12 protein-coding genes are annotated in these 12,898 nt (G+C 62.2%); all 12 read left to right on the top strand.

Features of this window, described 5'->3' with window-relative positions:
• Positions 1–10 precede the first annotated feature (10 nt).
• Positions 11–1,090: a DUF6624 domain-containing protein gene (locus N5D45_RS19210; protein ID WP_197657391.1), complete on the top strand. Its 1,080-nt coding sequence runs from the start codon at positions 11–13 to the stop codon at positions 1,088–1,090.
• Between the two features lie 465 nt (positions 1,091–1,555).
• Positions 1,556–2,818, top strand: a complete 1,263-nt coding sequence (locus N5D45_RS19205; protein ID WP_197657392.1) for an HlyD family efflux transporter periplasmic adaptor subunit — start codon at positions 1,556–1,558, stop codon at positions 2,816–2,818.
• A gap of 69 nt (positions 2,819–2,887) precedes the next feature.
• Positions 2,888–3,496 carry a 2OG-Fe(II) oxygenase gene (locus N5D45_RS19200; RefSeq protein ID WP_141401631.1) on the top strand — a complete coding sequence of 203 codons (609 nt, stop codon included), beginning with the start codon at positions 2,888–2,890 and terminating at the stop codon, positions 3,494–3,496.
• Positions 3,493–4,092, top strand: coding sequence for a DUF6817 domain-containing protein (locus tag N5D45_RS19195; protein WP_100447309.1), 600 nt, complete (start codon positions 3,493–3,495; stop codon positions 4,090–4,092). The genes N5D45_RS19200 and N5D45_RS19195 overlap by 4 nt, the downstream gene beginning before the upstream one ends.
• Entirely contained in the window at positions 4,089–4,676 is a 588-nt protein-coding gene (locus N5D45_RS19190; protein ID WP_097048131.1) for a hypothetical protein, read from the top strand. The genes N5D45_RS19195 and N5D45_RS19190 overlap by 4 nt, the downstream gene beginning before the upstream one ends.
• Positions 4,673–5,716, top strand: coding sequence for an MvdC/MvdD family ATP grasp protein (locus N5D45_RS19185; protein WP_053448418.1), 1,044 nt, complete (start codon positions 4,673–4,675; stop codon positions 5,714–5,716). Before N5D45_RS19190 ends, N5D45_RS19185 begins: the two co-directional genes overlap by 4 nt.
• Before the next feature lie 92 nt (positions 5,717–5,808).
• The gene (locus tag N5D45_RS19180) at positions 5,809–5,982 is read left to right on the top strand and encodes a hypothetical protein (protein WP_154582884.1); all 174 of its coding nucleotides are present in this window, start codon (positions 5,809–5,811) and stop codon (positions 5,980–5,982) included.
• 83 nt (positions 5,983–6,065) lie between these two features.
• Entirely contained in the window at positions 6,066–7,061 is a 996-nt protein-coding gene (locus N5D45_RS19175) for a 2OG-Fe(II) oxygenase (protein ID WP_197657393.1), read from the top strand.
• Positions 7,062–7,242: 181 nt separating this feature from the next.
• Positions 7,243–8,226 (top strand): hypothetical protein, encoded by a 984-nt coding sequence (locus tag N5D45_RS19170; RefSeq protein WP_141401632.1) that lies wholly within the window; start codon positions 7,243–7,245, stop codon positions 8,224–8,226.
• Positions 8,227–8,280: 54 nt separating this feature from the next.
• Positions 8,281–10,407, top strand: a complete 2,127-nt coding sequence (locus N5D45_RS19165; protein ID WP_279939473.1) for a peptidase domain-containing ABC transporter — start codon at positions 8,281–8,283, stop codon at positions 10,405–10,407.
• A 154-nt stretch (positions 10,408–10,561) separates the two neighbouring features.
• Positions 10,562–10,948 (top strand): BlaI/MecI/CopY family transcriptional regulator, encoded by a 387-nt coding sequence (locus N5D45_RS19160; protein ID WP_019338681.1) that lies wholly within the window; start codon positions 10,562–10,564, stop codon positions 10,946–10,948.
• A gap of 3 nt (positions 10,949–10,951) precedes the next feature.
• Positions 10,952–12,898 (top strand): M56 family metallopeptidase (locus N5D45_RS19155; protein ID WP_279939472.1); only part of this gene is annotated, 1,947 nt, incomplete at its 3' end.

Below are 12,898 nucleotides of genomic sequence, written 5' to 3'. Positions count from 1 at the left end.
GAAACGCCACATGGAAGATCACAACGGAGTTCGCACTCCCTGCACGATGATCAGCCTCGGCAGACCCTTCAGTCGCTTGGCCAGTGTCCTTGCGCTACTGCTGGCTTTCGCACCCTTCTGCATGGAAGCAAGCACTTTTGACATCGGCCTTGATGGAAAAAGCCCTTACCCGGAGCACTCACGCGACCAGATACTGGAGCTCCAGAGAAACTCTGATGGCCGAATGCTGCTTCGCGATGAACTGGATGCATTCAAGGCGGTGCTGGTCGAGCAGGGCTGGCCCACCTATCGCACCTCGGGGCCAGCCCTGATTGATGCGGCCGGCAAGCTGCTGGGGCGCTCTGGCCTGGATTGCGAGTTCCAGAAGTACATGCTTCGCGTTCTTGATCAGCAAGTCGGCGATGACATCCGTCCTGCAATCTATGCACGGCTTGCGGATCGCATCCATGCTTCCCACAATTCCAGCCAACTGTACGGCACCCTGCAGCAGCGGCTCGATGATGTGGCTACGGTTGATCCGCCAGTAGCCTCGTTGGGCTCCCTGCTGTTCTTCCGTGACTTCTACGGTCTGCCCAGCCTGGAGGAGGACCTGGCCTCGGGCGGCATCGATTACGAAGTGACCTTGTCACAGCCACCGGCGACGTACACCTGGCCCGACATCCGGACGCTGCTCGGTGAGCTGATCCAGCCCGATCAATCCTTGCGGGCAGCGCTGAGCGCTGCCCGCAGCAAGGGCGTTTCAGCAAAGGTCGAGCTGCTCAAGGAGGAGATCGCTGCCTCCGATCGAGAAGGCCTGCGAAGGATCAAGCAGGTATTCGAAGGCGTAGGCTTTCCGACGCGGGACATGGCGGGCATTGATGGTGTCTCTAGGGCCTTCCTCCTGGTCCAGCACGCGGATGAGGATCCAGCGTTCCAGAGGCGTGCGTTGGAGCTGGCCAAACCATTGATGGAGTCACGCGGCATGTCGCGACGCCAGTATGCAATGCTGGCTGACCGGGCTTCCCCTGGCAGAAGGCGAGCCGCAACTGTACGGCACGCAGATGACCCTTCAGAACGGCGTGTACGTGCTGCAGCCTACGTCCGATCTTGACGGTCTGGACAAGCGTCGATCGCAGATGGCGCTTGGCCCTTATCAGGCGATGCTCGATAGTGCCAACGCCAGTCGTCCTTGATTGAAATGTTGCGCCAACATCCTGGGCTTCCAGTGTTGAAGTATCCAGTTGATCTGCAGCATCGAATTGAAGTTTCGAGGGGATTCCTTGGCAGACATGTGGCTGGAGGTGGCGGCCGGGCGCGCCTGCTTTCTTGCAGATGTTCAGGGCGCTGTTGCGAAATACTCGTAGCGCAATGCGCACTTTTGATGTGGAAAACGTGATCGCGCGGACACGCGGAATCCGCAAATTCACACACAGAAGGAGTGAATGCATTGGATCATTTTCATGAACACGCGAAATGTGACGAGGTTATCGATGTCACAATTGCCTTCACTCAAGTGTTGACGTGATGCGCTCGATGATCGATAAAAAGGCCCAACGCAACGGGAAAGGATGCCCCGATGTCACGACATCTTTTTCGCAGGGAAGTGATGCAGGCGAAGGGAAATCGTTGGCTGGGCCGCATCAACATGGTGCAGCCGATTCCGCTTTGGCTGTTTACCGCCTTCGCTGCCTGCTCAGCTGTTTCCGTCATTCTCTTCATTGCACTTGGCAGTTATACAAAGCGTGCCCGGGCCATGGGACAGCTTGTCCCTGTCGAAGGCATGTCCACTGTCATGGCACCCGCAAGCGGTGTCGTCTCTCTTCTCAAGGTCAGTGAGGGAGAGAATGTGCGTGCAGGTCAGGTGGTTGCCGTGCTCACCGTGCCAAGGGCAACGGTTGGCGAAGGTGATACCTCCGCCGCATTGGAGAAGCGCATCCGCGAGCGGGTCCAGGGATTGAAGGATGTGCAGGCTGCGGATCAATCCCAGCTCGATGCACAAAGTGACGGTCTCATTGCGCAGGTGGCTGCGGCGCAACGCGAGCTGGCGCAGTTCAAGGAGGAAATCCAGACAAGAAGCAGGCAGGTCGTACTGGCCGAAGAGACACTCTCGCGGCTGGAGAGACTGCGCGAAGGCAGTTACGTAAGCGAACTGCAGATCAAGCAGCAGCAGACACTGGCGCTTGAACAGCATGCCAGTGTGCAGGCCCTGCAGCGCCAGGCAATCACAACACAACGACTCATAGCGCAGTTGCAGGAGGCCATGCGCTCGCTGCCGCAAAAGCGTGAAGCCACCAGAGCCGGTCTGCGGGGCGCATTGGCCCAACTTGAACAGGAACACGTCGAGCTGCTCGCACGAGGTGAGCTGGTGCTTACCGCGCCGGTGGATGGAACGGTTGTCACGCAGGTGCTGAAGCCGGGCCAGTCGGTGACCATGGGCCAACCTCTGCTGAGTATCCTGCCGCAAGACGGCCGTCTGGAAGCTGGCCTGCTGGTGCCCAGTCGTGTCATCGGCTTCATTGATCCCGGCGATCGCGTACTGCTGCGTTACCAGGCGTACCCCTATCAGAAATTCGGTCACCATGAGGGAACAGTGCAGCGCGTCAGCCGCAGCGCGCTTACTGGGACAGAGCTGGAAATGCTGATGCCCGGCTCGAAGATCCAAGGCGAACCGATGTACAGGGTCACCGTCGCACTCTCCAGTCAGGAGATGGACGCTTACGGTCGCATCGAGCGACTCAAGCCCGGCATGACACTTGAAGCTGACATCCTTGGCGAGCGCAGCAGCTTGGCCGAATGGATCTTTGCGCCACTGGTCGCACGAAGCAAACGGATCTTCTAGAGAAGGTCACCTCCACTCAACCCGTCCTGCCGTTGAAACCGAACGGGCGGACACGCAGAGGAAGCAGCGATGGAACTAGAGCAGCGGGAAAGGCTTGGGAGCGTACCGGATCTGGGCGACGTCGATGTTGTCGATGACCTGGTACCAGACGAACTTCGGCGCGACATCCTGCGACTGGTCCGTAAACCCATCTGGGCGTATGGATGGAAGTCGGTCAAGTCTGAAGACCGCTTCAGCTTCTGGCATGCGCATTTTGCCGGAGGCGACAAGGAAAGCCGTCAGGGGTGCCTGGCCGAACTTGCTGCAAACGAAGCTGCACGACCGATCCACGAGCTGTGGGAGTGCCTGTCGCAGACGGTGCTGGCCGGCCATGAACCCCTTCGTGTGTACGCCAATGCCCATACCTACGGCGTGGAGGGCTATGTTCATACAGACAATGCAGACAAGGAAAATTACTTCACTGTCGTCTACTACGCCCACGGAATCTGGCATCCCAACTGGTCGGGCGAGACAGCTTTCGTGGTGCCGGAGACGGGTGACATCACCCATGCTGTCTACCCGCGACCTGGGCGCCTGGTGGTGTTCCGGGGCGCCACGCCACACGTTGCACGTTCACCCAGCCGGGACTGTCCCGAGCTGCGCATCACCGTCGTGTTCAAGACCCAGCTCGCACAATGACCTTGCCCGTCGCCAACATGCCGGAGCGGCCCTCCCTGCAGATGCTGCAGGAGTACCTGTCACTCCTGCGCGCTGACCAGGTGCCGCACTCGGGGCGAACGCTGAAGGATCATCTGGAAGGAACGGGCCGCATTCTGCGGGAGTGGGGATGCGACGAGGCGGTATGCATCGCTGGCATGTTCCACAGCATCTACGGAACGAACGTGTTCGGATTCAAGCGTCTTGGGTGGAGTGATCGGCCGCTGGTGGGTCGGATGCTGGGCGAACGTGCCGAGCATTTGGTGTATCTGTTCTGCGTCAGTGATCGGCCCGGTGCGTTCCTCGAAGCGCTGGGTACCGGCATCATTCGCCACAGAACAAGCGGCGAAAGCTTCAGTGCGGGCGTGGATGTCTGTGCGGCGTTGCTTGAGATCGAATCCGCCAACCTCATCGAGCAGGGATGCGGCGAGCAGTTCCTGAAGCGACTGTCCGCATGGGTGAGCGCATATCCAGACCTTCCGCTGAGCGTTGGCCTGCGCTCGCTCCTTGCTGGGCACGCGGCGGCTGGAAAGGCGCCCGCCGCCCCTGGCAGGCCGACAGCGGAGGAACTCCATTGAACGCTTCATCCATCCGTCAGAAATTTGCAGTTGACCGTTTTGCGCGGCTTGAGCAGCTGGTGGCGGCAGAAGTGATGGATCTCTACTTCCAGTATGCGAAGAGCTATGCGCGCATGCCGAAGTACTATGAGCTGGAAACAGAAACCGCGTCGCTGGGGCGATATGCCGACGCCATGGGCGAGGTGCTGCTGGCCAAACTGTTGCCTGAGGTGGAAGACTGTGTAGGAAAGCGGCTGCATGCCACTTACTCGTTCCTGCGCTTCTACACGCCTGAATCGAGGCTGCGCAGACACACTGACCGCACATCCTGCGAATACACGCTGACCTTGACCGTTGGCAGCGAAGGTACACGGGCGCCCTGGCCGATCATGATTGAGACCCAGGAGGGTGTGCAGGCGTTCGACCTGGCTCCAGGTGATGGGCTCCTGTTCTCCGGACGTGAGCTGCCCCACTGGCGCGAATGCCTGCCAGTGGGAACCTGGCTCCAGCTCTTCCTGCATTACGTCGATGCAGACGGGCCGCATGCAGCGAACCGGTTCGATGGACGGAAATTTCTCGGACCGACGAGGCGATCAGTAGCATGACTGTTCTCATCAATGCTGGAACGCACGATACACACGCCAAGGCCGTCGTTTGGGGCTTGCGGCGCAAAGGAACGACCGTGTTTCATCTGGCGAGCGACAGGTTCTGCCAGACAACGGCCTTCAGCATCCGCGTAGGGGCTGCGCAAAGTGGTGCCACGCTCGCGATCGACGGAGAAACCGTAGCCCTTGATCAGCTGTCGGCAGTGTGGCATCGCCGCCCGTTTGAGGCGCTGCAGAACGCTGGCGTTCAACCAGAGGATGAGGTGTTCGCCCGAGGCGAATCGCAACTGATGCGCGAGGGGTTGTATCGATCCCTGGAGCTTGTCCCGGCAGTGAATCCATTGGATGCCCTTGTCCGGGCCGAAAACAAGATCCATCAGCTGAAGCACGCGGCCGAGCTTGGCTTCCAGCTTCCGGCCACGTTGATAAGCGGCTCACCTGAGGATGTCCGAGGTTTCCTTGCCCAACACGCGGAGTGCATTTACAAGCCGCTACGCGGCCATGTCTGGAAGTCCGATTCTGCTCGACGCGCGACCTACACCGCCAAGGTCAGCGAAGCAGATCTCCCGGCGGATTCACTGCTGCGCGCCGCCCCAGGCATCTATCAGGCCCGCGTGGAATATGCTTTCGAAGTCAGGGCGCAGTTTTTCGGCCGCCAGTGCGCTGCGATCCGTATCGAGCAGCCGACGGATGGCAGTCTCGACTGGCGGCGCAGCCAGGGCACGATTGACACCTGCGAAGTGGTGGATGTCCCGCTCGACCTGCAGCAACGCTGCCATCGTCTGATGGAAGCGCTCGGCCTCGTGGCGGCGGGGTTCGATTTTCTCGTTACGGACGATGGGCGCTGGATCTTCCTTGAGATCAATCAGGCCGGACAGTTCCTTTTCGTCGAACAGTGGTGCCCTGGATTGCCGATGCTGGACATGTTCTGTGAGTTCATCCGTGCACCGTCGCTGCAGTGGCGATACGACATGGGACATGCGCATCGCCGGATCTCCTATTCGGAATTCATCGAGAGCACTTCAGTGATTACGTCCTGACCCCGGCAGGTGGGACGTCAACCCATTGCGTCAGGCGCCTGGCGTGATCCACCGACAACACTCCTGTTGTCGAAAATCGAGGAGAAAATGGCATGAAGAACGAAGATATCAAGAAGGACCTGGAGTCGCGCGTGCTTGGTCACATTCTTTCCCAGGAAGAAATGGAGCAGGTAGGCGGCGGCGATGGCGATGGAATTCCGACGCTCCCGCCGGTGAAGACGACGCCGGCCAGTGACAACGGAACCACGCATCCGGTCCTTGAGTAACTGAATACGGCGAGTGCTGCGATGCCTGGCCGTCAAGGTGGGCGTCGCGGCCTCGCTTTTCCGGAGAACGGAGCTGAAGCGCAATGCAGCTGGAGCATTCCATCCTGAAGGGCCATTGCCCGCACCTGGCAATCATCGACGTTGCCGCTCGGCTCGCGGGGTGCTCAGTGCAGTCTTCTGACGTCGCGCTGCTGGGCGCACCCCGCAGGTACACGGAAACTTTCTCCCTGCAGCGAGCTGCAGGCATCCTTGGTGATCTGGGCATCGTCAGTGTCGCGGTTCGCACCGACCTCGGCGGATTGGCACAACTGCGATTTCCCGCCCTGGCCCAAGTGCGGTCCGGTACGCGCCAGGAGTTCGTCGTAGTGAGCCGCATCGACGATCATGCGATCGTCTACTACAGCGGCCGCCTGGGATGGCAGTTGGAAGGCCTGAGTTCGTTTTCCAAGCGCTGGACAGGCGTAGCTCTCACCCTTGAGGCTGCTGTCCGTGGGCCTTGCCGCGTAGGTAGGGACGCAGCGCTGCTTTCAGATCTTGAGATTCAACTCATCCAGGATTTCATGACGGTGGACGAATGCGAGGAACTCATGGCCAGCGCGTCACCTGCGTTCCGCAAGAGCATGGTCAGTGCGGATGGCAGCTTGCAGAGTGAGGTCATGTCCAGCGGCCGCACAAGTGAATCGGCGGCCTGCTCGGGGGACCTGTGTGCCCGCATCACCGATCGCGCGGCGGAGCTGCTTGGCTGTGCGAGCACGTTGTTCGAGCCGATCCAGTGCGTCAGGTATGAGATGGGACAGAAGTTCGCCCCACACTATGATGTTCCCCTGGATGCAGGACTGCCAGATCAGTCCACGCGCGCATGGACACTTCTTGCGTACCTCAACGATGGGTTCGAAGGCGGGGAAACCCTCTTTCCTGCCTTCGACCTGAGTGTGCGCCCTCTTCGTGGCGCCCTGCTCATGTTCCGTAACCGTGGCCGACAACAGCGAAGCGTCAATCCGGGTGCGCTGCATGCGGGCCAACCGGTGACCCGCGGGAGCAAGTATGCCTGCAATATCTGGTGTTCAGATGCCAATTAGATGCCTGATCGCGGTCTTCTTTCTGTTCCATGCAGCCGTCGCCCCCGCCTTGGCCGATGCTGCTCCAAGCCTGCCTCCGGTTGCGCAACATCCAGTGTCATCGAAGCCAATGGTGCTCCCGAAGGCCACGGAACTGCCTGTCGGCCCCGCGGGCACCTGGCGGTCTCCAGTGTCTAACGGCGTGGATCGGCAGATCGCGGTACTGAGTGCGCCCGCCGGCGGATTCAAAGTGGTGTATGCGCAGTATCTCCGCGGCGACATGGACTCATCACGGCTGATGCAGATCCGGTCCTCTGATGGTCGCCTCATGGACCAGCCTGAGCCGCTGTCGTTTGGTTCAGTGCTGGAGGATGCTCCGGTGCTCGTTCACATCGATAACGATGCGTGGCTCTACTTTGCAGGCAGTGACGCTGATTTCAGCAATATCACGCTTTGGCGCGCGCGGGCCACGCCGCAGGGGTTTGGGGCGCCACAGCGGCTGCCGGATGTCCCGGGACTGACCCAGCTGGTCCAGGCACCTCGATGGGTGCAGGCAGAAGGCGATCTCTATCTGACATTCCGTGGAATGGGAACCGGTCCTCGCTGGATGTCGATGCGCAATGCCCGATCACCATCGGAGTTTCAGGGGGCGGCATCGACACCCGTGGCGTATCCGCGCGTGGTGCCGCTGGGCCAGCATGGCTGCTTCATGAGTTATCAGAAGGCGCCCGAAGGTGGCTACATGACAACGCTGTACAGCGTCAGCCCCGACTGCAGAACCTGGTCCGGCCCTGTGGAGCTTTCGCCAGCAAAGTCTCCGAACAAGCCGGATGTCCACGACGGGTTCGCGCTGCCTCGACAGGACGGCGGCGTGGACATCTACTATGTCTACCCTTCCTACAAGGGCGCCACAGCGCGGTTTCCCGTCAGTTTCGATCTGTACAGGCGCGCAGTGGATGTGCAGGGCAGGGCAGGTCCCGAGCAGCTCCTGACGGAACGGCTTGCCTACAATCCATTCGCTCCTTCCGCGCATCGAATGCCGGATGGGTCTGTCCTGGTCTCGTTCTCGGACATCGAGGCGCGCGGCGATGCTGGTGTGACCAAGGGACGACTGACGCTCTTCCGGATTTCCGGAGATGCGCCGATGGAGCCTGAGCGCCCTGGGCACCGCGACAGTGACAGCTGACGTGATCGTGTCGTCCGTCATGCCCCTTTCCCGGCAATCCAAGCGGCTGCGCACATGAAGGTCATCCTGCAGTCTGAAAGCGCCGAATGCGGGTTGGCCGCATTGGCGATGGTGGCTGACCACCATGGCCAGCACGGTGGGCTGGCCGTGCTGCGCCAGCGGTTTAATCTTTCGCTGAAAGGGCTGCGTCTGGATCGGCTGGTTCAGATCTCCCAGCAGATTGGCTTTTCGGCGCGCGCGATTCGAGTCGAACTCGAAGAACTGGGGAAGCTGACGACTCCGTGCATACTGCACTGGGACATGAACCATTTCGTGGTTCTGAAAACGGTGCGTGCATCAGGGATCGTCATTTGTGATCCCGCCGTCGGTGAGCGGAAACTCAGCTACCGCGAGGCATCGGAGCACTTTACCGGAGTTGTGCTGGAGCTGACACCGACGGCCGAGCTCAAGCCCGTGAAGCGCGCACCGGCGATCAGCCTGCAGCAATTGACTGGCGCGGTGCGCGGCATGTGGCGCTCGTTGGCCCAGGTTCTGATTCTGTCGCTGGCGTTGCAGGTTTTCGTCGTGCTGGCGCCATTCCTGCTGCAATGGGTGGTGGATCAGGCACTTGTCTCGGCGGATCGTGACATGCTCAACGTCCTCGGGATTGGATTTGGCATCGCCCTGCTTCTGCAGGTTGCAATCAACCTGCTGCGTGGCTGGTCTGTGGTCTATCTTTCCACGCATTTCGGATTGCAGTGGACGAACAATATTTTCGCCCACCTGATGCGTCTGCCGTTGGCATTCTTCGAGAAACGTCACCTTGGTGACATCACCTCACGCCTTGGCTCCATCCGTGAGATCAGGACGGTCATCACCACCAGTTTCGTGGAGGGCATCATTGACGGTCTCATGGCGATCATGACCTTCGCGCTGATGCTCATCTACTCATGGGAACTGGCGATGGTGACGCTGTGTGCCGTGGCCGTCTATGCGGGTGCCCGATCTCTGTCCTACCGTGAGTTCCGTAATCGGACCGAGCAGCAGCTGATGGTCGGTGCCCGGCAGCAGACGCATCTGCTCGAGTCACTCCGCGGTATACAGAGCCTGAAGGTAGCGGGTCAGGAGCCGCAGCGGCGTGCTGCCCACGAGAATCTGATGGTTGACACCGTCAACGAAGAGTTGAGGTTGGCCCAGATGGGCCTGGGCTTTACGAGCATCAACCAGCTGGTGTTCGGCATTGAGCGGATCGCCGTGATCTGGATCGGTGCGTTGCTTGCGATGTCAAATGTGTTCACCGTCGGCATGCTGATCGCTTACCTCGCATACCGGGAGCAGTTTTCGCAGCGTGTCGGCAATCTCGTCGACAAGTGGGTTGAGTTCCGGATGCTGCGCCTGCATGGTGAACGTCTATCGGACATCGTACTGTCCGAGCCCGAGGATTGCGGAGAGGGAATCGCCCCGGCCTTGCCCGGTGAGATGGGCGTGGAGGTTGAGAATCTTTCCTTCCGCTATGGCAACGGTGAGCCCTGGATATTCCGCAACTGCAGTTTTGTTGTGAAGCCAGGGGAATCGTTGGCGCTCATCGGTGGATCAGGATGCGGCAAGACAACGCTCATGAAGCTCATGCTCGGTCTTCTTGAGCCTACGGAGGGAAGTATCCGCATTGGTGGACAGACGCTGCGCGGCGCTGGCGCTCGGCGCCTGCGTGAAGCCATCGGCGCGGTAATGCAGGATGACCAGCTTTTCGCCGGCAGCATTGCAGAGAACATATCCTTCTTTCAGGGAGCTGCCGAACAGGAGCGTGTGGAGCACGCGGCGCGGCTGGCGGCGATCCATGACGATATAATGGGCATGCCCATGGGCTATCACAGCCTGATAGGCGACATGGGAAGCACATTGTCCGGCGGGCAGAAGCAGCGGCTTATTCTTGCCAGGGCGCTTTACCGTGAGCCCAGCGTTCTGTTTCTGGACGAAGCGACAAGCCATCTTGATGTCGCCAATGAGCGTCTGGTAAATGATGCTGTCGATAGACTTCGTCTGACGCGGATCATTGTCGCCCATCGCCCCGAGACAATAGAGCGGGCAGATCGGGTGATGGTGGTTGAAAACGCCGACGTCGTGCTGGCGACCCGAGTGCGAGCGAGCAATCTGAGGCTGAAGGCTGCGCAATCATCCGGACAGGTACCGGAGAGCCACTGAGCACGTGGCTTTGGATCCCGTTATCCCTTGATGCTGGATTTAGCTTGCATCAGCGTCGCGTCGCTACCGTTCGTCGGCCCATGACTTCCGGGGGGTTGACTACAGTTGTCGTCAAGTTGACAGTGACGACACGTGTAGTCAAGGGAGTGGTGTCATGCGTGGCAAGTCCATAGGGGACCAGGAACTGGCCCTGCTGCAGTACATCGATGAACATGCGCCGGCCAGCGTGGGCGAGGTCGCCAGCGGCTACGGCGAGGCCCGTGGCCTGGCCCGTTCCACCGTGCTGACGATGATGGAACGGCTGCGGGCGAAGGGCTATCTTCAGCGCCGGCAGCAGGACGGCGTCTACCGCTACCAGGCCACCCGGGGCCCGCAGAGCGTGCTGCAGGGTGCCGTGGCCCAGTTCGTCGACAACACCCTGCAGGGGTCGGTCTCGCCGTTCGTGGCCTACCTGTCGCAGCGCCAGCAGGTCAGCGACAACGAGCTGGCCGAGCTGGAAGCGCTGGTTGCCCAACTCCAATCGCGTCGCCACGAGGGCTGAGCCATGGACACCACGATGCTGATCCCGATGCTGGAACGGCTGGGCTGGACCAGCCTGCAGACCGTGCTGCTGGTGGCCCTGGTGTATGGCCTGTGCCGCGCGCTGCCGTCGCTGTCGGCGGCCACCCGCTGCCGCCTGTGGTGGCTGGTCTCGCTGCAGGCCGTGCTCGGCCTGTTCTGGAGCCAGCCGTTGCAGTTGGCCTGGCTGCCGGCACCGCAGGCGGTGGCGATGACCGCCACTGACGTTGCCGCTGATCTGGTGTACCCACTGGCGCCGGAAGCCTCGGCGCAGCTGCTGGCCGCGATGCCGATGCCTGCGGCGGACGTGCCGGCGGTTGCGTGGTGGGCGGTCGCACTGGCTGCGCTGTGGCTGTCCGGCGTGCTGCTGATGGCGTTGCGCACCTTCGGTGAGTGGCGTCGCTGCCGCGCACTGCTGGCAGCGGCCTATCCCTGTGAGGACGAGGCGCTGGTGCAGGCTCTGCAGCTGGCCTCCGATGCGCACGGCGTGCGTCCTGCGCCGCGGCTGTGGATGAGCACGCAGGTGGACTCGCCGCAGCTGGTCGGGCCGTTCCGCCCGGTGCTGCTGCTGCCGGCCGGCGACAACGCCCTGCAGGGTGACGCGCTGGACCTGGCATTGACCCACGAACTGCAGCACCTGCAGCGGCGTGACCTGCAGTGGGGCCTGCTGCCCGCGTTGGCGCAGCACCTGTTCTTCTTCCACCCGCTGCTGCGCCTGTCGGTGCGCGAATACGCACAGGCCCGCGAGGAAGCGGTGGATGCGGCCGTGGTCGGCCAGCACGGCGCGAGCCGCCAGGCTTATGGCCGCCTGCTGCTGCAGCTGGGCGTGGCCCCGCAGCCGCACCTGGGTGTGGCCAGTGCCGCACCGAGCGCCACCAGCCTCAAGCGTCGCCTGCTCTCGCTGCAGTCGCGCCGGTCCTGCCCGCGCCTGTTGGCGGTGGCCCTGACGGCCATCGTGGTGGTGGTGGGCGTGGCGCCGATGCGGCTGGTCGCAGCGCCGGTGCCGCCTGCACCGTCCGCGTCGCCGGCTGCGCCGAAGGCCGTGGTGCCCACGCCGCCGGCGCCGAAGGTTCCGCCTGCACCGCCGATGTCGGCGCGCGCGCCGGCGGTGCCGGTGGCCCCTGCGCCGCCCGCCGAGCCCGCCGACGTCGAGGAGCTGTCCGGCCCGGACGATGCGGATGTGGCAGTCGACGTGGATGTCGACGTCGACCCCGGCATTGACGGCGGCCGCAGCACCTCGCGCAGTTCCTCCATCACCACCTACGGGCGGCTGGATCTGGGCACGTCGCCGCCGCAGGCGTTCGTGCTGGTCGATGGTGATTCAACCTTCGCCAACGGCGGCATCGACGACGTGACGCTGGCCCGCAAGCAGCTCGGCAAAGGACCGGCGCTGTGGTTCCGCCAGGGCAGTGAGCGCTACATCGTGCGTGACCCGATGCTGATCCAGTCGTTGCAGCGTGCCTACGCGGGTGCGTCCGACCTGGGGCAGCAGCAGAGCGCACTGGGCCGCCAGCAGAGCGCGCTTGGTCGCCAGCAGAGCGCACTCGGCAAGCAGATGGGCGAGATGGGCCGGCTGCAGGGTGAGGAGGCGCGCCGTATCGCGTTGGTGGCGGTCGAGGCTGCGCGCAGTGCGATGAGCGCGCACGACATCAATCGCGAAGCCGCCGCCGAAGCCGCGAAGGCGGCACGCGGGGCGACCAGCGACGCCGCAGTTGCGCGTGAAGCCGCCCGTGAGGCGGCCGCCGAGGCACGTCGCGCGATGCAGGAAGCCCGCAGCCAGGCCGCACAGTCCAGCCGCACCCGCGACATGAACCGCTTGGCCAGCCAGCAGGCCGAACTGGCCAGCCGCCAGGCGGCGCTGGGCAGCCAGCAGGCCGCGCTGGGCGAACGCCAGGCGCACGTGCACGCGCGGGCGGCACAGCAGGCGCAGCTG

The sequence above is a fragment of the Stenotrophomonas sp. GD03819 genome, assembly GCF_029841665.1.
In the GTDB taxonomy this organism is placed as follows: Bacteria; Pseudomonadota; Gammaproteobacteria; order Xanthomonadales; family Xanthomonadaceae; genus Stenotrophomonas; species Stenotrophomonas geniculata.
Note: the sequence above shows the minus strand (reverse complement) of the source record. Positions and strands in the feature narration are given on the sequence as shown.